This is a genomic window from Geodermatophilus sp. Leaf369 (assembly GCF_001424455.1).
Taxonomy (GTDB): domain Bacteria; phylum Actinomycetota; class Actinomycetes; order Mycobacteriales; family Geodermatophilaceae; genus Klenkia.
On sequence record NZ_LMQA01000002.1, the window covers coordinates 763450 to 785383 of the forward strand.

The 21934-nt window shown below is 76.4% G+C and carries 16 protein-coding genes; 7 read left to right on the forward strand and 9 right to left on the reverse strand.

What is annotated here, in order from left to right; translation table 11 throughout:
- The first annotated feature begins 15 nt into the window (after positions 1–15).
- Together ASG36_RS12490 and ASG36_RS12495 are read left to right on the forward strand one after the other, a co-directional pair.
- Positions 16–318, forward strand: coding sequence for a hypothetical protein (locus tag ASG36_RS12490; RefSeq protein WP_055764191.1), 303 nt, complete (start codon positions 16–18; stop codon positions 316–318).
- A gap of 13 nt (positions 319–331) precedes the next feature.
- Positions 332–634, forward strand: coding sequence for a WXG100 family type VII secretion target (locus ASG36_RS12495; protein WP_055764194.1), 303 nt, complete (start codon positions 332–334; stop codon positions 632–634).
- Between the two features lie 77 nt (positions 635–711).
- Here ASG36_RS12495 and ASG36_RS12500 read toward each other — a convergent pair whose 3' ends face one another.
- Positions 712–2010, reverse strand: coding sequence for a S8 family serine peptidase (locus ASG36_RS12500; RefSeq protein WP_055764195.1), 1299 nt, complete (start codon positions 2008–2010; stop codon positions 712–714).
- Positions 2011–2120: 110 nt separating this feature from the next.
- Between ASG36_RS12500 and ASG36_RS12505 the strand changes: the two genes are divergently transcribed.
- The 3 genes from ASG36_RS12505 to ASG36_RS12515 all read left to right on the forward strand — a co-directional run bounded on the left by ASG36_RS12505 (position 2121) and on the right by ASG36_RS12515 (position 14256).
- Positions 2121–2522: a YbaB/EbfC family nucleoid-associated protein gene (locus ASG36_RS12505; protein ID WP_082523048.1), complete on the forward strand. Its 402-nt coding sequence runs from the start codon at positions 2121–2123 to the stop codon at positions 2520–2522.
- A 4-nt stretch (positions 2523–2526) separates the two neighbouring features.
- Entirely contained in the window at positions 2527–4020 is a 1494-nt protein-coding gene (locus ASG36_RS21965) for a hypothetical protein (RefSeq protein ID WP_055764196.1), read from the forward strand.
- 93 nt (positions 4021–4113) lie between these two features.
- Entirely contained in the window at positions 4114–14256 is a 10143-nt protein-coding gene (locus ASG36_RS12515; RefSeq protein WP_055764197.1) for a toxin glutamine deamidase domain-containing protein, read from the forward strand.
- A gap of 9 nt (positions 14257–14265) precedes the next feature.
- Here the strand turns inward: ASG36_RS12515 and ASG36_RS12520 are convergent, their stop codons facing one another.
- The 4 genes from ASG36_RS12520 to ASG36_RS12535 are packed head-to-tail and all read right to left on the reverse strand — an operon-like array spanning position 14266 to position 16743.
- Positions 14266–14889: a hypothetical protein gene (locus ASG36_RS12520; protein WP_055764201.1), complete on the reverse strand. Its 624-nt coding sequence runs from the start codon at positions 14887–14889 to the stop codon at positions 14266–14268.
- Complete coding sequence (locus ASG36_RS12525) at positions 14889–15494, reverse strand: hypothetical protein (RefSeq protein WP_055764205.1); 606 nt, start codon at positions 15492–15494, stop codon at positions 14889–14891. Before ASG36_RS12525 ends, ASG36_RS12520 begins: the two co-directional genes overlap by 1 nt.
- Positions 15491–16123, reverse strand: a complete 633-nt coding sequence (locus tag ASG36_RS12530) for a hypothetical protein (RefSeq protein WP_055764208.1) — start codon at positions 16121–16123, stop codon at positions 15491–15493. The genes ASG36_RS12525 and ASG36_RS12530 overlap by 4 nt, the downstream gene beginning before the upstream one ends.
- The gene (locus ASG36_RS12535) at positions 16120–16743 is read right to left on the reverse strand and encodes a hypothetical protein (protein ID WP_055764209.1); all 624 of its coding nucleotides are present in this window, start codon (positions 16741–16743) and stop codon (positions 16120–16122) included. Before ASG36_RS12535 ends, ASG36_RS12530 begins: the two co-directional genes overlap by 4 nt.
- 63 nt (positions 16744–16806) lie before the next feature.
- Between ASG36_RS12535 and ASG36_RS12540 the strand changes: the two genes are divergently transcribed.
- A complete protein-coding gene (locus tag ASG36_RS12540) occupies positions 16807–17913 on the forward strand; it encodes a hypothetical protein (protein ID WP_055764213.1) in 1107 nt (368 codons plus the stop codon).
- A 114-nt stretch (positions 17914–18027) separates the two neighbouring features.
- On the opposite strand, the gene ASG36_RS12545 is transcribed toward ASG36_RS12540, so the two are convergent.
- Positions 18028–18240, reverse strand: coding sequence for a hypothetical protein (locus ASG36_RS12545; RefSeq protein ID WP_055764216.1), 213 nt, complete (start codon positions 18238–18240; stop codon positions 18028–18030).
- 118 nt (positions 18241–18358) lie between these two features.
- Complete coding sequence (locus ASG36_RS12550) at positions 18359–18805, reverse strand: SSI family serine proteinase inhibitor (protein ID WP_200944456.1); 447 nt, start codon at positions 18803–18805, stop codon at positions 18359–18361.
- A 60-nt stretch (positions 18806–18865) separates the two neighbouring features.
- Between ASG36_RS12550 and ASG36_RS12555 the strand changes: the two genes are divergently transcribed.
- A complete protein-coding gene (locus ASG36_RS12555; RefSeq protein ID WP_055764223.1) occupies positions 18866–19759 on the forward strand; it encodes a hypothetical protein in 894 nt (297 codons plus the stop codon).
- A 6-nt stretch (positions 19760–19765) separates the two neighbouring features.
- Here the strand turns inward: ASG36_RS12555 and ASG36_RS12560 are convergent, their stop codons facing one another.
- Positions 19766–20938 (reverse strand): 4-hydroxybenzoate 3-monooxygenase, encoded by a 1173-nt coding sequence (locus ASG36_RS12560; protein ID WP_055764226.1) that lies wholly within the window; start codon positions 20936–20938, stop codon positions 19766–19768.
- 188 nt (positions 20939–21126) lie between these two features.
- Complete coding sequence (locus tag ASG36_RS12565) at positions 21127–21879, reverse strand: IclR family transcriptional regulator (protein ID WP_235494921.1); 753 nt, start codon at positions 21877–21879, stop codon at positions 21127–21129.
- Between the last annotated feature and the right edge of the window lie 55 nt (positions 21880–21934).

Consider the following 21934-nt stretch of genomic DNA (forward strand, 5'->3'; position numbering starts at 1 on the left):
GCCAGCCCACAGCAGATGGCGGAGTTCGCCCGCTCGGCGACCGACGCATCGACCGCTCTGGCGTCGACGTTCCGCACCCTGGACGGCGACCTGACCCTGTTGGAGCAGGCGTCGCGCGGTCAGTTCGCGACCGCCTTCGCCCGCGTGCGGGCCACGGTCAAGAACGAGAGCGACGTGATGTACCAGGCGTTGGGGTCCATCGCCGCAGACGTGGGCACGGCCGGTACGAACTACACCCAGGCCGACGACGAGATGGGCTCGTCGATGACCAGCGTCGACAGTGCTGCCGGCGGCATCACGTCCGGCCTGACCCGATAAGGAGACCCAGACGATGAGCAGCGGTGGCGACTACCAGGTCAGCTGGACCCTCCAGCAGAACGCGGCCTCCGACGTGTCGAAGGCGACCTCGGGGCTGGACGCGTCCTTGTCCGACGTGAACGCCCAGGTGAACAAGCTGATGGCGACGTGGGACTCCGACGCCCAGCAGGCCTACGGCACCCGTCAGGGCCAGTGGACGACGGCCTCGGACAACATCAAGTCCGCTCTGCAGCAGTTCCAGGCCTCGCTGACCAGCGCAGCCGAGACCTCGCAGGGCGTGGAGAGCCGCAACACGAACCTCGTCTCCGGCGGCTGACGCCGGACAGGTCCCTCGACGGCCGCCGTCACCCCACCCGGTGACGGCGGCCGTCGCGCGTCCGGGGCCCAGGAGGCTCAGGGCAGGGGAGGCGGGCGGAACAGCGCGTCGCCGGGGATGAACCCGGGCTCCACCTCGTCCCGCACCACCGGCGCGGGGCGTCCGGTGCGCCACCCGCGCCGACGGGCGCGGGGCACGACGAGGGTGACCACCGCGACCAGCACGGCCACCGCTCCGAGGCCCAGCGCCCAGCCGGTGGACGTCGCCGCGGCCGACCGTTCGGCGGCCGCGCGGGCCTCGGCGGCCGGGTCCGGAGACGGGGTGCTGCGACCGGGCAGCGGGGCCGGGGCCGCGTCGGTCAACGACTCGGTCAACGCCCGGCCCGGGGAGAACAGACCCGCGCCGTACCCCGTGGACGACGGCGGGGCGACGGCCGTGGCGGTGAGCCTGCGGGCCACCGCCGTGACCCGCTCGGCGCCCTGCGGGAGGGCGAGGTCGGGGTCGCCCACGAGCAGGGCCGCACCGGCAGCGACGTAGGCCGCGGCGAACGCCGTCCCCTCGTAGAGGGACTGACCGCCCAGCGCTGCCGAGACGACGTCCTGCCCCGGGGCGACCAGGTCCACGTAGTCGCCCACCTGGGAGGAGGCCGCCCGTAGGCCGGAGGCGTCGACGGCGCCGACGCCGATGACGCCGTCGTAGGCCGCCGGGTACGGGGTGGCCCGGCCCGTGGTGGGCCCGGTGCCGTCCCGCTGGCCGTCGTGGCCGTCCCCGACCGGGGCGACGACGACGACACCGGCGGCCTGCGCACGCTCCACGGCCGCCGCGACCCCCGGGTCGTCGGCGTAGAGGACCACCCCGAGGAGCACCACCCCGGCACCGGCGCCGACCGCTGCGTCGATGCCCGCCGCCACCCGGGCCGGGTCGACCGCGTCGGCGTCGGGCGCCGTCGCCGCCTGGTCGGTGACCTGCACGGGCAGCACCGAGGCGTCCGGGGCCAGCCCGCGGAAGCCGACGCCGTCGGCGGCCTGCGCCGTGACGATGCCGGCGAGGGCGGTGCCGTGCGGGACGCAGTCGACGGTGGCCGGACCCCCGCGCACCAGGTCGACGCCCTCGAGCACGTGCCCGGCCAGCTGCGGGACGTCGGCCTGCACGCCGGTGTCGAGCACGGCGACGGTGACCCCCGCTGCGGTGCTGAACGGCCACACCGTCTCCGCCGGGTCCCAGGACAGCTGGGGCCACGGCACGTCCGGGACGGTGCCGGCGGCTGCCGGTGGCTGCTCGCAGACCTGGACGGCCGCCGCGGGGGCCGCCACACCGAGGGGGAGCAGCAGCGTCGCGGTCACCAGCAGCCCGCCCCGTCCGGCCCAGCGGTGCACGCGCCCGTCCCCCGATCGTGCGTCGTCGTCCCCGATCGCAGGTGCGTACCGGACCGGACCAGTATCGTCCCACCCGGCCCGAGACCTGCGCGCACGCCGAGGAGGACCCCGTGGAACCCAGCGAGCTGCCGGAGACCGCGGCGCTGCGTGCCTACTCGGAGCAGCTGCAGCAGAAGTTCTCCCAGATGGTCGAGCAGGCGCCGGCCCTGGTGGAGAAGGCGCGCGCCGTCCAGGTCACCGAGAAGTCGAAGGACGGGCTGGTGACGGTGACCGTCGGGCCGCGTGGGGACCTCGTCCGGCTCGACCTGGACCCCCGCATCTACCGGCGGCCGGACTCGCGGGAGCTGGCCGACACCATCACCGCGACCGTGCAGAAGGCCATCGGGAAGGCCCGCGACCAGGTCGTGGAGACGTTCGAGTCGATCATCCCGCCCGAGCAGATGCGGGCCACCGTCGAGGGCGACCTCGACGGGATGCTCGGCGCGATGAACCAGCAGATCCAGGGAAGGTGACGGGATGAGCGGCGACGAGGTACGCATCGACGAGGCCCAGGCCGGCAAGGGGATCACCGCCTGGGAGGCCGCCGACACGGCCCTCGGACAGAACGTCCAGGCCCGGCTGAGCACCATCCGCGGCCTCGAGGGCGCCGCACCCTGGGGCGCCGACGGCGCCGGTGCGCAGTTCGCCGCCGACTACCCGACCGCGTCGGGGCAGGTCGCCGACGGCATCGAGCAGCACTCCACCCGCCTGCACGAGCTGGGCCAGGACGCCAGGACGGCCATCGGCAACTCCCTGGCCTCGGACGAGGAGCAGGCCGCACCCGTCCGGCAGGCCGACGGGCAGTTCACCGGGGCGCCCGCCGCGGGCGGCGGGAGCGGCGGCGGCAGTGGCGCCTCCGGCGGCGGTGGTGGTGGCGGTGGCGGTGCATCGGCCGGCGGTTCGTCGGCCGTGGTCTCCGCCTTCGCCCCCGTCGGCGGCCGCGGTGGTCGGGGCGACGGCGCGCAGGTCGTCGAGGCCGGCCTGGTGCCGGCCGGCGGCCAGGGCGGCCAGGGCGGTCGAGGCGGTCGCGGCGATCAGGTCGTGGCCGTGGCGACGGACGGTTGGGCACCCGTGGACGGCGGGCGAGGCGAGGGGGGCGGCCACGGCGAGGGTGGACGCGGCGAGGGTGGACGCGGTGAGGGTGGTCGACCCGGCGGCGACCACGCCGAGGTCGTGTCGGCGTTCGGCTCCCTGGAGGGCGGCGGCGGTCAGGGCGGGCACGCTGGACCCGACGGGCACGGCGGTGGCCACGGCGGCGACCAGGTCGTGGCGCTGTCGACCGACGGCGGGCCGGGACACGGCGGCGGGCAGGGTGGCGACCAGGTCGTGGCGCTGTCGACCGACGGCGGCCCGGGCACCGGGCAGGGCGGACACGGTGGGGACCAGGGGGGTGCACCGACGGTGACGTCCGGGGCGGGGTCCATCGGTGGTGACCAGGTGGTCGCGCTGACGTCGGACCCTGCGCCGTCGACCGGCGGCGGCGGTGGGGACCAGGCCGTCGCGCTGACGTCGGACGCAGCGACGTCCAGCGCGGGCGGCGGCGGTGGCGGCGGTGGCGGTGGCGACCAGGCGGTCGCCCTGGGCACGGCCGGCTCCTCGGCTCCGTCGGTGGAGGCGTCGTCCGCACCGGTGGACGCACCTGCCGAAGTGGTGGGACAGGCGCAGGCCGCGTCGGCGCCCGCCGAGGCGTCCGCGCCCCTGGAGCGCGCGACGCCGCTCGAGGCGGTCCAGCCGCTGCAGTCCCCCGCCGGGGCCGACCCGGGCGCGTCGAGTCAGGCCGGTCAGCAGTCCTCCGGTGCCCCGATGGGTGCCGGCGGTGCCGCCGGCGGCGGTCAGCAGGGCGGCGGCGCAGCGCCCGGACCGCAGTCGGCGGCCGTGCACACGGAGCTGACCGACCTGCCCACGGACCGGGAGGACGACGAGGCCCCGCGGGTCTCGATCCGCGACGCGTTGCGCGGCCCCTCCTCCTGATCACGGGTCGGTCGGCAGGTCCGACCGTTCTGGACGGACCGTCCTGCCAGACTGCCCGCCGACGACCGAGCAGCACGACGAGACGGGGGTGACGTGAGCTCCGGCGACGTCAGCCCCGCGTGGGAGATCGGCGACCAGCCCGACTGGTTCGTCGACCTCGTCTCCATGATCGTGGCGGGCCAGAGCTGGCCCGAGGGCAGCGAGAGCGCCGTCTGGGACATCAGCGCCGCCTGGTCCGACCTCGTCGAGGAGCTCTCCACCGCTGCCTCCGACCTCAGCGACGCCAGCAGCCAGCTCAAGGCCGGGTGGGACGCGCCGGCTGCGACCACCTTCGAGGACCTCAGCTCGCAGCTGGTCGCCTCCCCGGAGGCCGGTCTGGTCGCGTTGATGCAGAACGCCCAGTCCATGGCGATGCAGACCGACAACTTCGCCCGGGAGACCCAGTTCGGGAAGATCTCGATCAACGTCGCCTTCTGGGTGGCGGTGATCGCGGCGTTCATCGCCGTCGTGGCCGCGTTCTTCAGCGGTGGGGCCTCGCTCGGTGCCCTCGGTCCGATCGCCGCCACCGCGCGCACCGCGATCGGTCAGATCATCCAGAAGATCATCGCCGCGGTCGCCAAGAAGTTCGCGACCAAGGCCCTGACCCGGGCCGTCGCCCGGGAGGCGGCCCAGGAGGTCGGCGAGCGCGCGGCGCAGAGCATGGCCCGCAACCTGGCCAACCGGATGGGTCGGGAGGTGATCGAGGAGGTCGGCGAGGAGGTCCTCATCGACTCGATCAGCCAGGGCATCCAGATCGCCCAGGGCACCCGGGACAGCTGGAACTGGAACAACACGCTCACCGCGGCCGCCGGGGGTGCCGCCGGCGCGCTGATCGGTGCCGGTGCGGTCGCGCCGGCGCTCAGTCGGGCCACCCGCAACCTCCCGCTGAACCGGGTGGGCCGCGACGCCACCGGCAACCTGCCCGGCGTGGGCAACGCCGTCCGCCGCTGGCCGGGCAACGCCGCCAACGCCGCGGCGAACAACGCGATCACCTCACCGCTGGCCAACACCCTCACCAACGGCGTGGTCAACGGGCAGTGGTCCCTGCCGACCGGGGGTGACGTGCTGGCTGCCGCGCTGGGCGGGGCCGGCCGGGCCGGGACGATCAGCCCGACCAGCGTCGAGGTCGCGCAGGCGGTGCGGCACCCGGTGACCACCATGGCCGACGCCGCCGCGAACAACGCAGCAGCAGCCGTGGCGCGGGGCGACGCCGCGCAGAGCCAGCTCGGCGGGGCCGGTGCGACCACCGGCGGGAGCGGGGGTGCTCCGGGGACGGGCGCGGGCTCGGCCGGCCAGGGCACCTCGGCCCCGGCGGCCGGGGGACAGGGCGCGCAGGCTCCCGGGGGCGGGGGAGCCCAGGGGGGCAGCGGGTCGGCCACGGGCTCGGGTCTGGCGACCCCCGGCTCCGGGTCCGCAGCGGCGGCGGGGGCCGGGGGCGGAGGGGCGACCTCGGGCGCCGGCGGCGCGAGCGGTTCGGGGGCGCCGGCCGCTGCGGGCGGGACGCCCGTGGCCGCCGCACCGTCCGGTGGGGCTCCCTCCGGGGGGGCGCCCTCCGGTGGGGCTCCGTCCGGTGGCGCCCCGGCGAGCGGTGGGGCCCAGGGGTCCGGGAGCCAGGGTGGTGGCGGCCAGGGGCCGTCGTCCGCGAACTCGTCCCCGTCGTCCTCGGGCGGGGGCACCGACTCCGGCACGTCCGGCGGCAGCGACAGCTCGACGAGCAGCGGTCCGGGCAGCTCGTCGACCACCGAGTCCTCCCCGGCGACCACCGACAGCGGGGGCACGACCGAGACGACGGCCTCGGCCCCGGGGGAGACGTCGACGTCCCCGGCGGCGCAGAGCCCGACGGAGTCCGGGCCGCCTGCCTCCAGCGCCACCGACACCACCCCCGCGTCCCCCGCGGACACGTCGACGACGGCGTCCCCGGCGGCATCGGACACCTCCACCACCGCGGACCCGACCGGCGCCCCGGCGACCTCGGACCCGTCGGTGGGTACGGACGCGGCGACCGACACCTCGACGGGGGCGGACACCTCGACGGGCACCGACACGGCCGCCCCGGCAGCCACGACACCCGCCCCTGCCCCCGCAGCCACCAGCACGTCGACCACGAGCCCGGCCCCGGCCCCGACCACGACGTCCACGACGGCCGGTCAGCAGTCCTCCGCGACCGCGTCCCCCAGGTCGGCCGAGTCCACCGCCTCGACCTCGACGGACACCACGACAACCACCACGACAACCACCGACGGCCCGGCCGCTACGGCCACGGGCACCGACACGGCGACCGGCACTGACGCGGCGACCGGCACTGACGCGGCCACCGGCACCGACACGGCCACCGACACCGACACCGACACCGACACCGACACCGGCCAGGACGCGGGGACCCGGGCCGACGCGGAGACCCAGCAGCGGCTGCAGCAGGCCGTGGACACCCGCGACTCCGTCGTGTCCACGCTCGCGGCGAACGCCGCCGCGGCAGGGGCGACCAACCCCGACGGCAGCCCCGTCACCTCCGACCAGCTGCTGCAGGCCCTGCGCGCGAGGAACGCCGCGGCTGCGGGCACCACCGACGCGTCGACCGACCAACCCGGGGCGGACGCCCAGGCCCAGACAGGTGGCGCCGTCCGGCCGCGCGCCACCGACTACGCCGGGCAGGAGGTGTGGGCCGGGCTCGCCTACGACCAGATCCGCGCCGACCCGGGCGCGGTCGACCGGATGGCAGCGGCCCTCGCCGACGCGCCACGCGCCGACGGGTCGACCGGGTTCAGCGCCGCCGAGCTCGCCGCGGTCCACCAGCACCTGTTCCTCGACCAGCACCCGCTGGACGGTCCCGAGGGCGACGGCACGTCGATGCGGCGGTACGACGCCGACGCCGACATCGCCGACGCGTGGTTCCGGATGCAGCAGCCCGGGGCGCACCTGCCGCAGGACCGCATGCTCCTCGAGCACGAGCTGGCCGAGCTCCAGCACTACGAACAGAACCCGGGTGCGCCCTACCGCGAGGCGCACGCGGCAGCCAACGAGGTGGCGGACTGGGAGTCCGACATCCCGGCTCCGCGCCCCGAGACCAGACAGCGCATCCCCGACGGAGGGTCCCGTGGCGATCTACCTGGAGTTCACGAAGGCAGCCGAGACCGAGACGGAGGTGGAGTACCTCTTCGGCGGGGCGGAGGACCCGACCGGGCACCGGGTGACGATCCTCAAGGCGGACCCGTCGCAGACGGTGCTCCCGGAGGGGATCAGCCAGGCACTGACGGGGAAGGTGATCGGTCGGGCGGCGGTGGCCGCCAGTCGGGAGGGCGCCTGGCCGCAGCGGGGTCTGATCCAGAGCTGACCCCGCCGCCCGGCGACGGGCCGCCCAGCGACGGCACCCCGAGCGACCAGTCGCCCTCCGACGGCACGTCCGGACCGCTCGCGCCTCGCAACCTCGACGACGACGGTCAGGTGCTGCTGGCCAACGGGGTCCGGGTGACGCCCTCCTGGTCCCGGGCGCAGCTCGACCTGCCGCCGTCCTTCGACGCCGACCTGGCCGCACACCTCCCGCCCGGGGTCACCCCCGAGGCCTACGACGCCCTGCGCACCACCCCGCTGGCCGACCTCGACGCCGACCAGCGGACCGTGCTGCGCACCGTCCGGGACGCCGTCGTGCTGGCCGACGGCGACCTCGCGCAGCGCGCGCTGACCGGCGAGCACCTGCGCAACTACCTGTCCAACACCCCGGTCGTCGTCGGGGACGTCGTCCTGTTCGACCCCGCCGGCACGAAGGGCTTCACCACCCGCGCGTCCGACGTGCAGGACCTGACGACACCGGCGCAGGTCATCGACGGACTGGCGCTGCTGTACGACGACCCCGGCTACGTGGAGCGCAACGGACGCCCGCCCTACACACCACAGGACTCCTTCACCCCCGTGCTGCGCTTCCCGGTGGAGTCGGCGTCGGCGCTGCACACGCCCTACTCCACGGAGCTCGGGGGCCAGGACGACTGGGACCCGCCGTTCACCGGCAACGGCCTCACCTCCAGCCCCGACGTCCGGGTGCCCGAGTTCCTGGCCGACGACTTCTCCCCCCTCCCCGACGGCGCCGAGATCTACGGGGTGGACCCCGAGGGCCGGGAGACCCTGCTGGCCGTCTTCGAGGACGGCGTCTGGTTCCCCACCGTGGAGGGCGCGCAGGCCCAGCAGACCAGCACCGCAGCGACGACGACGGAGGACACCGATGCCCGAGACCCCGCACCCGGAGGAACCGACCCGTCCGGACGGCCTCTACGTGGACTGGCAGGGTCGGACCTGGGAGGCCGCGACGACGGGCCGCCCCCCGGGCTCGGTGAAGGTGTTCGCCGACGTCCAGGTGGACCCGGAGTTCACGACGACGCTGACCGGCCGGTGGGCCCGGGTGCTGCCCAGGACCCAGGCGCAGCCGTACCGCCTGGCGACGTACTGCCGGTGGAGGGGAGCACCGTTCCGGGTGGAGGGACGGACCCCGTCGGGGGCCCTCCGGCTGGGGTACCTGGGCCGGGACGAGACGGAGGCACGGACCCTGGGGTTGACGAAGGCCGCGCCGGGGGTCTACGTGGGGACGGCAGCACCGACGGAGGTGACCGACCTCCGGCAGGAGCGGACCGAGCTGACGGACTGATCCCGCACGCCCTCCCGGTCGAGGCCGGCGTTGCCGAGGCGGCGCACCTGGAGTCCGAGGCGCGCGGCGTCGAGGACGGCGCGTGGCAGACGTACGAGGAGGGTGGACGTGGGCGTGCGGTACCGGGTGCAGAGGACGTACGAGCTGACCGGGTCGGGCCCGGCGGCGCTGGGCTGGCTGGAGGAGGGGGAGATCCCCTTCACCGCGTCGACCCTGCAGGTCGAGGGGACGGGCCAGCGGGTGCGCGTCCGGTCCCGGGAGATCCACTCGCGGACGACGGCGGACGGCGAGCTGCTGGGGCTCCTGCTGCACCCGGAGGACGCGGCAGCGGTGACCGCGGGCTCGACGTTGGTGGACCTCCCGCCGAGCTGACCCGGGACGACTCCCCCCTGGAGACCGGGGGCGCGGTCCGGCCGCGGGACGTGCTGGACCCCGACGTGCAGGGGGAGTGGGCACAGCGGGTCTACGACGCGCTGGTCGGCGACCCCGCCGCCGCCGCGACGATGGCGGGCAACCTGGTCGACGCCCCCCGCGCCGACAGCTCCACCGGGTTCGGTGCGGAGGACGTCCGCCGGGCGCTGCAGCACGTCGTCGTCGACGAGCACCTGCTGACCGACCCGGACACGGGCCGACCCACGCGCCGCGCCCGGTTCGACCCGGACCCGGACGTGGCCGAGGCGTTCACCCGGGTCCTCCGCGGCACGCACACCGCGGTCGACGTCGCCCTGGTGGAGCACCAGGTCGCCGAGTCCGGCCACCGGGCGGAGAACCCGGAGGCGACCCACCGCGAGGCCCACGAGGCCGCGAACCGCGTGGTGGAGGGGCAGTGGCTGCCGGGTGAGCCCACCCGCGCCGACGAGACGATCGAAGGTCTGGAGGGCACGGATGGCGGTGTACCTGGTGTACCGCAAGGCGAGCGAGACCCCGGAGACGGTCGAGTACCGGTGGGGCGACGACCCGGGGGCCCTGTCGAGACGGGTGGTGCTCGATCCGAGGGCGCCGACGCAGTGGCCGACGGTGGGCGGGGAGGAACCGCTCATGCCAACGCTGGTCCGGGCCGTGCTGAAGCGGCAGCGCGAGACGGGGACCTGGCCGGACCGGGGGGTCGTGGAGCACTAGACGGCGATGCCGTGCCCGGGGAACGGGTCGGCGGAACGGAGATCCTCGACGGTGGACCGGGGGGTCGTCGTCCTGCTGCGGCCGCACCTGCGTTCCGCCCCGGGGACGTCGAGACGGGTGTCCCGCGTTCGGTCGTCGAGCCCGGCCGCTACCTGTCACCCGGGGACGACGTCGCGGCCGCCCTGGCCCGGGTGGTGCCCACCGACCCGCTGGCAGACCTGGCGGCCTGGGTACCGGCGGTCAACCCGGTGCTGCGGGCCCTGGACCCGCGCTCGGCGCAGGCCCAGCCGTGGGCGAACAACTGCGGTGAGTGCTCCCGCGCGGTGGCCGACATCGCGCAGGGCATCGACGTCCGACCCGCACTGGGCGACGGCGCCCTCCGGCCCGGTGAGAGCCAGGAGATGTGGTCCTGGACCGGGAGCCAGCCGACGCAGACCCTCACCGCGGCACCCGACGCCGACCACGTGCAGTTCACCGCCGACGCCTGGGCGGCGCTGGAGACCGACCTCGTCGGGCGGCCGGTGCGCACGGTCGCCGTCGTCGGGGTGGACTGGCACGACCCGGACCTGGGGCCCGACGGCGGGCACTGGTTCAACGCCGTCGTCACCGAGGACGGCGTGCAGTGGGTGGACGGGCAGACCGGCGAGACGTCCGGGTGGCCCCCGGGCTACCAGCGGCAGGTGTGGCAGGTCGAGGCAGCCGTCCGGGAGCCGGGCGGCACGTGGACGGGAGCAGCGCTTGAGCGAGCACGAGACAGCGGGACCGACACCCCCGGGGACACCGCAGGAGGCACTGGAGACGGTGCTGCGGTGGCTGGGGGTCGACCCGACGGAGCAGGACCCGAGCAGCTGGGACGTCCGGCCGTTCCGGGACGCGTGGTGGACGGCGCCGGCGCCCCGCCAGCGGGGCGACTCGGCCTACCTGGTGCGCCGGGGGACGGTCCGACCGGTCCTGTCGAACGGCCACGACACGGCAGCGGGGGTCTACCAGGAGATGGTGGCCGACCAGGGCTGACGGCCGGACGCGTCGTCTCCCCCGAGCAGGCCGAGCGGCTCGCCGACCTGCGCCGATGGATGGTGGAGGGCACCGGCCCGACCAGGCTGCGCGCCCGCGGACCGGCGACCGAGCTGTTGACCGAGCTCGGCCTCGTCCAGGGCGCGGCGGACACCGCCACCGGGCAGGTCGTCGGCGGCAGCCCGGACGTCGAGCTCCGGTTGGCCGCGCTGCCGGCCGACGTCGAGGCGGACGCGCGCACCCTCAACGAGCTGCTGGGCACCTCCGCGGTGCCCGAGGCCGTGGCCGGCCGGCTGGCGACGACGGTCCGGGTGCTCGTCGGCGGGGGCCTGCCCGCGGTCCTCGCCCAGGTGCCCGGCTTGCTCGTCGGTGCCCTCAGCGGGGACTGGGCCAGGCTGGGGACGGCGGTGGCCTCCGCCGCGGTCGGGGTCGCGGCCTCGACGGCGCTCGGCCTCGCCGACCGGGCGCACGCGCGGCTCAGCGCCCGGATGGCGGTGCACGACGACGCCCGGCGCGGTCCGTCCCCGGCGGTCCGCGGGGTCCTCGACGCCGCCACCGCCCGGCTGGCCGGTGAGGTCGAGGCCTTCCGGACGGAGCTGGCCTCGGCCGGGGTGGACCGGTCGGACCGGGCGAGGCCCGGTCGCGTCCTGCCGCCGGCGACCACCCCCGCCGCCCCCGCCCCCACCGGGTCGGGGGACGTGGTGGCCACGACGCCGTCCGGCCCGCCCGACGTCCGGCCGTCGGTGCCGCGGTTCGGCGCGTGGCTCGCCCGGAGCCTGACCGGTCCGGCCACCGCGCTGGTCGGGGTGGGGGTCCTCGCCCTGGTCGCGCTGCCGCTGTCCCCGGCGCTGGCCTGGGGCGCGCTCGCCTCGACGGCCGCGGCCGGGCTGGTTGCGCACGCGCAACGCTCGTTCGCCGACCGGAAGGCCGAGCTCGAGCAGACCCGCAAGGCCGTGGAGCAGGCCCGGGGTGCGGCCACCGCGCAGGCCCGTGCGGCCGCGGAGCTCCAGGTCGAGGTCGAGGCGCGCGAGGCCACCGAACGGCTGCTGGCAGCCGTCCGCGGCCCACTTACCGGACGGCCGGTCACCGGGGACCCGGCCGCTGACGGCATGGCCGACCAGACCCCGTCGGGTCCCGTGCTGGCACCCGGTGGGGTCCGCGGCCCGCTGGACGCGGCGTCCCTGGGGTCGGCCGACCGGGCCCGGCTGGCCGACGTCGCCACCGCCGCACAGGCCGTGCTGGACGCCGGACGCGACGACCCGGACCCGGCGCTGCAGACCCGACTGCGGGCCGCGGCCGAGGCCGCCGGGATGCTCAGCGACCCCACCGGGACCGGGTCCGACCCCGACGCCCTGGGCTGGCCGCACCGCCGGCTCCTGCTGGACCCCACGCTGCAGCCCGTCGTCGCGCAGCTGGACACGCTCCCCACCGCCGTACCCCGGCTGCGCAGCCACCTGGCCTCGGCCGCCTGGGGGGTCGCGGTGCCCGGTGCGCTCACCGCCCTGCCCGGGGTGCTGCTGGGCGTGGGGGTGGGCCCGCTCGCGCTGGTCGCCTTCGGGGTGCTGCCGGTCGGCGCCGCCGTGGCCACCGCGGTCCGGCAGCACGCCGCCGCCTCCACCGTCGAGCGCGCCACCACGGCCCGGGCCCGGGCGAAGACCGACCTGCCCGCCGCTGCCCGCGTGCTGCTCGACGCCGAGGTGGCCGACGCCCGCGCCGTCGCCCGTGCCCGCCGGCAGGACCTCGCCGCGGCCGAGGACGTCGCCGCCGGGGTCGACCGGGTCCGGGAGGCCCGCGCCGAGCGGCAGGTCGCCCGCCGCCGGCTGCTGGACGCCCTGGTCGGCCCGGCCGACCCGGCGGTGGAGCTGCCGGTGGTGCCCGGCCCCACGCCGGTCCGACCCACCGTGCCCGCTGCGCCCGGCCCGGTCACCCCCGATGCGGCGGTCACCGCGCCCTGGGTGCGGTCGGTGGCCACCGCGGTCGCCGCGCCGGTCCTGGGCACGGTGGCCTCGGTCGTCGCCTGGCACGCCAGCTTCGCCGCCGACGCCGGTGCGCTCTGGGACCCGGGCACCTGGACGACGCTGGCCGGTCTGCCGCAGGTCGGGGCCGTGGCGGTCGTCGCCGCACTCGGGGCCGCGGTGTCGGCGGGCGTGTCGACCAGCCTGGAGTCCTGGGCCGAGAACAGCCGGGCCGCGACCCGGGAGCAGCGGGCGGCCGCGCTGAAGGTGCACGAGGCCGCCCGGGCCGTGGCACTGCGTGAGGTCGAGCTGGGCCGACCGCGGGCCGCCCGCGACGGGCTGTTGGACGCCGTCCGGCGGGCCGAGGCGGCCTCGACCGCCCGCGCGGTCCAGGTCGAGCAGCAGGCCGAGGACGCCGTGCCCCGGCGTCCTGCCGGGCTCGTCGTCCGGTTGGTCGAGTGGATGCAGACCCAGACGGAAGCGGTCGCCCGCGCCGTCCTGGACGGTGCGCGGCCCGGCGAGCCCGCGGGCCGCGCCGCGCTCTCCCGACTGGCCACGGGGCTGTCGGTGGCACCCCGCGCGGAGGCCCCCGAGCGGATCTCCCGTCTGCTGCACGCGGCCCGGGCGGACGGCCTCGGTCCGGGCGACGTCCCCGGCAGCCCCGAGCTGGACCGGGTGCTCGAGCTGGACGCCGCCCTGCCCGGCGGCCCGGCGAACGGTGCCGGGACGGCGAGCGCCGGGATCGACTGGGCCCGGATGGCAAGGATCGCCAACGCCACGGGCTGGTGGCCGGAGGAGGAGGACGAGGTCGTCGTGCGCGTCGTCCGGGACATCGCGCCGGTCCCGCCGGACCGAGCCCGGGCGGCCGGACCCACCCGACCGTCCCGTGGTCCCGCGGGAGCCGCGCCACCGCCCTTCCCCTACGGCCCGCGCCCGACGGCGCCCGCTCCGGGTGCTGCTCCGGCCCACGCCCCGGCCCACGTCCCGTCCCCCGGCGGGTCCGACGAGCGGGTGCTGGTCGACGACCGGCCCGACGGCACCGGCCGGACGACGGCCACCGTCGTGCACGTCACCTCCCCGACCGGGCAGTCACTGCCCGTGCTGGCGCGCTGGGTCGAGCCCGGCCCGGGTCGACGTCCGGTGCTGGTGCTGTCCGAGGTGCCCGGTGCGGCTTTCTGGTGGGGCGTGCCCGCCGCGGTGCAGCAGGCGGTCACGGGCGCGCTGGACCGGCTGCTGCCCGACGGCGCCGCGGACCGGTTGCGCGGCCTGGTGCTGCTCGCGGAGCGGCCGGGCCCGGGCGGCCGCCCCGACCTGGCCGAGTACCCGGTGACCGTCACCTCGGACGGCACGGTGCAGCCGGTTGGTGGACCCCGCGTCCTGCCTGCCGGGGAGGCCGCGGCCGCGACGGCCGCGCTGGGGCTCACCCCGGTCGCCCAGCTGCTGGGCCGGCTGACCCCGGAACCGGTGGAGGGGTAGGGCAGGACCTCAGCCGGCGGTGTCGAGGTGCCCGGCGCCGTCGGACACCATCTGGGCGACGACATCCCACAGGTCGACCAGGACCCGCCGTTCCAGGTCCGGGCCGGGTGCGCCGTCGAGGTCCTCGGCCCACAGCGCCTGCACCCCGGCAGCGGCGCGCCGCAGGTCGGTGGCCAGGACGGCGGCCAACCAGACGTCGACGTGCCGCCCGGTCAGCCGGGTCAGCGGGGGGAGTCCGGGCAGCCCGTAGCCCGTCGTCCCGTCCGGGGCGGCCCCGGTGGCCTGGCCCGACGGGCGGGCCCGCACGGTGGCCGACACCCTCGGGGCGTCGTGGTCCCGGGGGTCGACGTGGACCAGCAGCCCGCGCGCCACCAGCCGTGGCACCGCCTCGTCGGGGTCGACGCCGAGTCCGAGCAGCCGGCGCGCGACCGCCACGGCCCGCGCCCCGGAGGGCTCCCCGCCGGCGTGCGCCCGCTCCCAGACCCGGGAGTCCTCGGGGGTGAGCAGCTCGGCGGTCGCGCCGTGCCGGACCACGACCTGCCGGGGCCCGGGGGAGGAGGGGTCGTGCAGCTCGCCGAGCCGGTGCCCGACGGGCAGGACCAGCCCGGGCCACTGCTGGTCGACGTCGGCCATCAGACCTCCCCGGCCGGCTGTACGCAGACCAGTCCGATCGAGCACCAGACCGGCAGCCAGCCGACGACCAGCCGCAGCAGGGCGTCGCCGTCCCGGGCCTCGTCCATCGGCACGTCGGCGTCCCGGGCCATGGCCGCCAGCCCGTCGCAGGCGGCGGCCAGGTCGGGCCAGCGGTGCACCAGCGACAGCGCGTCGTGCAGCACCCGGGGGAGCCGGGCCAGCTCGACGTCCCCGAGCCCGTAGCGGTAGACGGTGGGCTCGGCGGCGCTGTTGCCCCAGCCCTCGGCCAGCGGCAGCAGGGTCAGCGTCCGGGCGACCGGGCGCGGCTCGGCCGGGTCGATGCCCACGACGGCGCCCTGCGCCACCAGGTCGCCGAGGACGGCGGTCGTGTCGGGCCCGGTCGTGCCGGCCACCCGGGCCACGTCGGCGGGCGTCCACGGCTGACCGGCCGGGTGGTCCGGGGCGCCCCGGGTGGCCGCCCAGACGCGGTGCGTCAGGGCGTCCCAGGGGTCGATCGGACGGCGGCCGACGGCGACCGAGGCGCCGTCGGGCCACAGCTCGTAGCACCAGCCCAGCGCGAGCAGTCCGGGCCCGGGCACGCTCACGGGAGGGCCTCCAGCCAGCCGGCACCCACGCAGAGCAGGTCGTGCAACCAGTCGACGACGGCGGCCCGCACCGCGGCGGGGTCGGTCTCGGCCGCGGTCACGCCCGGGTCGTCGACGGCGGCAGCGGCCAGGAAGTCCGCCGCCTCGGCCAGCGAGCCCAGCTCGGGGGCCAGGCTCCAGAACTCGTAGACCCGCGGGGAGACCTCGCGGACCGGGGGCGCCCCGGGGACGCCGATCCCGCAGACCCAGCCGTGGTCCCGTTCGAGGTACCCCAGGCCGGAGAGCCGGCTGTACCAGCGGTGGCCGGCCAGGAACCCCTCGGCGTCGTCGGGGTCGACCTCGGCGAGCAGCCGGCGGGCGAGCAGGTCCTCGACCAGCCGGTCGACGTCGGCCGGGCCCAGGTCGGGGAACACCGCGCCGACCTGTCCGCGGTCCCAGGCCACGTGGCCGACCACGGCGGTCAGCCCGTGCGCCACGTCCCAGAGGTCGGCCGGGTCGCCGTCCTCCACCAGCACGGCCTCCCCGCCGGTGTGCACCAGCAGGCCCCGGGTCTCCCCGCCCGTCCCGGTGTGCAGCTCACCCAGCCGCTGGCCGACCGGCAGCAGGCGGGCGCCGCCCGGCAGGCTCACGCCGACGCCCCGACGGTCACGAGCTCCAGGTGGACCGCGCCGACGGCCAGCAGCAGCGGGAGGGCCTCCCGGACCCGGACGGCGAGCACGGCGGCGTCACTGCCGGCGGCGGCCGGGAGCCCGGCCCGGCCGGCGGCGCCCGCGGCCCAGGCCACGGCGGCGGCCAGGTCGGGGAACCGGTGTGCGCTGGTCACCGCGTCGAAGGTGACCCGGTCCAGGTGCACCAGCGGCACCTCCGGGGTGCCCAGCGTCCACACCTCGGGCTCCGCGGCGCTGTTGCCCAGGGCGGGGAGCTGGACGGTCGCCCGGACCCGGGTGAGCAGCTCGGCGTCGTCGGGCTCGACCGCGGTGACCAGGCCCCGGTCGAGCAGGTCGGTGAGGACGGCGGGGGTGTCGGGCAGCCCGGCGGCCGTGGTCTGCAGCTCGAGGTCGGCGACGGTCCAGGGGGCTGCGGCACCGGGGAGTCCGTGGCTTAGCGACCAGACCAGCCAGCCGACCGGGTCGAGTGCGTGCACCACCCGACCGGCCAGCACGTCGTGGGTGACGCCGTCCTCCCGGGGCCCCAGGGATCGGCCGAGGGGGAGCAGCCAGGACGCGTCCGGCGGCGGGGCGGAGGACATCGCGGCGACACTATCCGTCCCGGTGGCACCCGGCCCGGCACGCTGCCGTGTCAGGGTCGTGCCGTGACCCAGCCCGGCAAGCCCCCGCCGCTGATGGAGACCCGCAAGGTCCTGCAGGCCGCCCGCCCGCCCGTGGGGGAGGGCCCGCCCACCCGCGAGGTGCTGGCCGGCCTGCGTCGTCGACGTCCACCGGCGTCGGTGCTCCTCGCCGTCGCCCTGATGGCGCTGGTGCCGCTGGTCCTGCTGGTCCTGGCGCTCCTCGTCCTGGTCGACACCTGGACCGGGGACGACGGGGTGTTCCTCTCCCTGGTGAAGACGGTGCTGTTCAGCGGCACCCTGTTCCTGCTGTCCGCGCTGGCCTGGCGGGGGGTCAAGCGCGCCCTGCACTTCGGCAGCTACCGCGAGGGGCTCTTCGTGGCCCGGCTGACCACCGGTGTCTGCGTGTTCATCGCCGTGTTCCTGCTCTGGTACGTGCTCAGTGAGGGCAACGAGCAGGAGCCCTCGATGCTCGTTCCCTTCGTCGTCCTGGCCGTGGTGTGGCTGCCCGCGTTGCCGCTGCAGACGCGGTCGGCCAAGGAGTGGCCCGACCGGGTGCTGCTGCGCAGTGGCCCCCAGGTGCGCGGTGAGCGGGAGCTGGCGTTCCTGCTGGAGGCCCGCCCGCACTCCTGCGGGCAGCCGCTGCCGGTCGGGGCCGCGATCGCCGTCGCCGACGAGGAGTCCCGCGGCTGGGTCTGGCGGGGCGACTGCCCGCACTGCGGGCGACCGGCCGTGCACGTGTTCGGCGAGCGGACCGAGGACGCGCCCACCGAGCCCTGGGCCTGGGGGCGGGACGGTTCACGCCCCGGTCTCGGCGGTGGCGACCTGCTCCACCTGGGTGACCGGTTCGAACAGCCCGCGGACGTCGAGCCCACCGCGCTGTCCGACGACCAGCTGCACCAGACCTGGCTGGCGGCGCTGGGATCGGTGCAGGCGACCGAGCAGCTGCTCCAGCTGGTGCGGCCCGGCAAGGACGCCGTGGCCCCGTGGCGGCGCACCGGGCGCCCGGTGCCGTTGACCACGCCGGGGGAGGTCTTCTCCCGGACGGCGATCGAGTCCCGGCTGGCCGCCCGCCGCGACACCCTGGCCCGCCTGGAGGCCGAGACCGCCCGCCGCCGCGCCCTCCCCGCCTGACCCCGGCGTCGATCAGCTCCGACGACGAACGTGCGTCCTCCTCCACCGGCGTCGGTGGAGGAGGACGCACAGTGGTCGTCCCAGCTGATCGACGCCGCGGGGGCGTGGGGTGGGTCAGCGGGTGGCGCGGATGGACGTGCTGGTGTTGGACAGCGGGGCCCAGGCGTCCGGGTGCTTCTGGCCGGAGTCGACGACCCAGCCCGGGGTGCGGGTGGCCGTCGTCGTCCCGCGGCCGGCGGCCGGGCGGGCGCTGAGGCTCACGATCAGGGCCAGCAGCACCAGCAGGCCCACCAGCACACCACCGACGATCACGAGCGTCTCCATCATGGGCATGACGGTACGTACGCGGACCGTTCCGTCGCGTGAGCAGATGTCACCGAACATCGGCCGGCGACTGCGGGGACTGTGACAGACCTGGTCCCACCCGCCCCAGCTGTCCCGGTGGTCAACCCGCCGGTTGCAGGACGGCGCTCAGTGCGTCCCAGCGGCTGATCTCGCACCCGTCGGTGCGGGAGAACGTGGCGTCGACGTCCTCGCCGTCCAGGGTGCCGGTGACCGTCGCGGTCTGCGGCCCGCCGAACTGCTGGGTGCAGACGACGTCGCTGCCGACCGGTGCGAACCCGGCCACGCCCACCGCGGCGAGCTGGTCGCAGGCCGCGCGCGGGTCGGCCACGTCGCCACCGGCCGGGTCGCAGGTCAGCGTGGCGGTGACGACGTCCCCGGTGCCCTCGGCGTCCAGCTCGACGGTCAGCTCGGTCGCCGGGGCCGGGCGGTCGGCCGTGTCGTCGTCCCCACCTCCGCAGCCGGCCAGCAGGAGGAGCGCACCGCCGGCGAGCAGGGTGCGCCGCAGGAGGTCCCCGGGGGCGCGGCGTTCGGTGGGCGTCTGGAGCACGGGTGTCAGGGTGCCCCCGACCGAGCCGGTGCGCACGCGTGGTCGGGGGAGACTCCTCGGGTGTCCGCCACCCAGCTCCAGGAGTACGACGCCTTCGGCCCCTGGATCCTCCCGGTGCGGACGACGGAGGACGTGCCGCCGCTGTTCCGCCCGGCCGGGGTGGACGTGGCGCGGTCGACCGTGGCGTTCAAGGTGCCGCGGAACGTCGCGCGTCGGGACGCCGTCCCCGGGATGGACCTGTACGACCACCTGCTGGCGCTCGAGGGCGGGGCCCTGACGGTCGTGAGCCGCACGGTCGACCCGGGGCCCGGGTTCACCGTGCGCCGGGTCCCCGCCGGGGCCGTGGCCGGGGTCCGGGACACCGTGGACCTGCTCGACGGCCGGCTGGCGGTCTACGACCGGGACGGCGGGTCGGTGCGGATCGGTTACAACGGGTCGGCGGCGGCCACGGTCGGTGAGCTCGTCGACCACCTGACCGCGACCCTCCCGTCCCGTCGGGCCACGGCCGGTCCGGGCGTGGCACTGGACAGGGGTGACCTGGGGCGCGAAGACGTGGACCTCGTCGCCTTACTGGGCGAGGTCCGTGGCGGCCGTCCGGGCGGCCGCCTGCTCGCCGTGCAGCACCGCACCTGGCTGAGCCCGACCGGCGTGCTCGCCCGGGTGGGGCACCGGCTGTCCCCGGCGACCCTGCCCGCGACCCTCGTCCACCTCGACGACACCACCCTCGAGGTGCTGTCCCGGGCCGAGCCCGTGGTGCGCGGGCGGGCCCCGGACCGCTCGCTGTCCCGCCTGGTGCTGCCGGCAGCCGCGGTCGAGCTGCACGCGGTCACCCCGCACCGGCGCTACGCCGACGTGGTGGAGGTCGGGCTGGGGGTGGGGGCGGCGCGGTTCGTCGTCCCCCTGGTCGCCGGCGGTGACGCCGTGCGGGCGCTCACCGCGCTGTCGGGTGGCTGAGGCTCCTCAGAGCGCGACCGGCAGGCCGGTGTACATCTCGGCGAGCTCGCGCTGGGCTGCCTCGGACTCGCACACCCGGCGCAGCTGGGAGAGCTGCAGCTCCTCGTCGAAGGGGTCGCCCGAGGTGTGCAGCATCGAGGTCATCCACCAGGAGAAGTGCGTACAGCGCCAGACCCGGGCCAGCGCCTTGTCGGAGTAGGCGTCGACCAGGTCGGTCTCCTTCTCGGCCAGCAGCCGCACCAGCGCCTGGGCCAGCAGGGTCACGTCGGCGACGGCGAGGTTGAGGCCCTTGGCCCCGGTCGGCGGCACGATGTGCGCGGCGTCCCCGGCCAGGAACAGCCGGCCGTGCCGCATCGGGGAGGACACGAACGAGCGCATCGGCAGGATCGACTTCTCGGTCACCGGCCCGGTCTGCAGCTCCCAGCCGGGCATCGCCATCCGGGTGGCGAGGGCCTCCCAGATGCGGTCGTCGGACCAGTCCTCGATCTTCTCGGTGGGGTCGACCTGGACGTAGAGCCGCGACACCGACGGCGAGCGCATCGAGTGCATCGCGAAGCCGTCGGGGTGCCGGGCGTAGATCAGGTCGTCGGTGCTGGGGGCGACGTCGGCCAGGATGCCCAGCCAGGCGAAGGGGTAGGTGCGCTCCCACAGCTGCCCGTCGGTGGCCGCGGTGACGATCGGCCGGGAGACGCCGTGGAATCCGTCGGTGCCGGCGATCGCGTCGCACTCCAGCACCTGGGCCACCCCGTCGGCGTCGGTGAAGGTGATGCGCGGGGTGTCGGTGTCCACGTCGAGCGGCTGGACGTCGGAGACCTCGAACAGCAGCGGCGGGCCGTCGTCGAGCTGGGCGGCGATGAGGTCCTTGACCACCTCGGACTGCCCGTAGATCCACACGTTGCGACCGCACAGCTCGGGGAAGTCCAGCTTCTGCTTCACGCCCGGGTACTGGAGGTAGATCCCGTCGTGCTCCAGGCCCTCGCGGTCCAGTCGGGCGCCCATGCCGACGTCGCGCAGCGTGGTGACCGTGTGCTGCTCGAGGATCCCGGCCCGGATCCGCGCCTCGACGTAGTCGCGGCTGCGGTTCTCCAGCACGACCGAGTCGATGCCCTGCACCGCGAGCATCCGCGACAGCAGCAGTCCGGCCGGCCCGGCCCCGATGATCCCCACCTGAGTACGCACGCCCGGAGTGTGACCCGGACGACGTCGGCGGGGCGACGGATCCCTTCCGCTGACCGGAAGCCCTCGGCCGCCCCTTCTCGCGTGATCATGGGGTCGTTGCCAGGGGACACGCTCGTACGGGCGGTTCCGGTGGCGACAACCCCATGATCAACGAGAGAAGGGGAGGGGAGGGGAGGGAGGGGGGAGGGTCAGGAGAACTCGGCCGTGCGGGCCAGCTCGCGGCCGATGCCGCGGGCGGCGACCTCCAGGACCGGCACCAGCCGCGGCAGGTCCCGCTCGGCCCGGTGCGTGGGGACGACGATGCCCAGTGCTGCGGCGACCACCGGCCGTCCCCCGGGCAGCACCACGCTGACCGGGACGGCGACCGACGCGGCCCCCAGGCTCATCTCCTCCGAGGTGCGGGCCGACCCGCTGCGGCGGACCTCGGCGAGCTCGCGGGCCAGCCGGCCGGGGTCGACCAGGGTGTGCCGGGTCTCCCGGGTGAGCGACCGCAGCACCTGCTCCACGACGTCGTCGGGTGCTGCGGCCAGCAGCACCTTGCCCACCCCGACCGCGTGCAGCGGCAGCCGGCTGCCGACCTGGCTGACCACCGGCACCGACTCCCGGCCCGACACCCGGTCCACGTAGAGCGCGGTCGTCCCGTCGCGGACGGCCAGGTGCACGGTGTCCCGGGTGGCGGTGTGCACGTCGAGCAGGAACGGACTGGCCACCTGGCGCAGCTCGGCCTGCACCGGGGCCAGCAGGCCGAGGTCCCAGAGCTTGCGACCGATCTCGTACCGCCCGTCCGGACGACGGGACAGCGCCCCCCAGGCCGCGAGCTCGCCCAGCAGCCGGTGCGCGGTGGTCATCGGCGTCCCGCTGCGGGATGCGACCTCGCTCAACGTGAGTCGCGGGTGGTCGGCGTCGAAGGCGTCCAGCACCGCCAGCGCGCGGGAGGTCACCGACCGCCCCGCCGTGCCCCCGCCCGCCATCATGTCCCTTCCGCCCAGTGGGAGG

What these genes read in the sequence shown, in the direction of transcription:
- ASG36_RS12520 (WP_055764201.1), bottom strand. Translation starts at nt 14,889, where the DNA reads ATGGCCGACGTCGACCAGCAGTGGCCCGGGCTGGTCCTGCCCGTCGGG.
- ASG36_RS12490 (WP_055764191.1), top strand. Translation starts at nt 16, where the DNA reads ATGGCGGAGTTCGCCCGCTCGGCGACCGACGCATCGACCGCTCTGGCG.
- ASG36_RS12545 (WP_055764216.1), bottom strand. Translation starts at nt 18,240, where the DNA reads ATGATGGAGACGCTCGTGATCGTCGGTGGTGTGCTGGTGGGCCTGCTG.
- ASG36_RS12535 (WP_055764209.1), bottom strand. Translation starts at nt 16,743, where the DNA reads ATGTCCTCCGCCCCGCCGCCGGACGCGTCCTGGCTGCTCCCCCTCGGC.
- ASG36_RS12495 (WP_055764194.1), top strand. Translation starts at nt 332, where the DNA reads ATGAGCAGCGGTGGCGACTACCAGGTCAGCTGGACCCTCCAGCAGAAC.
- ASG36_RS21965 (WP_055764196.1), top strand. Translation starts at nt 2,527, where the DNA reads ATGAGCGGCGACGAGGTACGCATCGACGAGGCCCAGGCCGGCAAGGGG.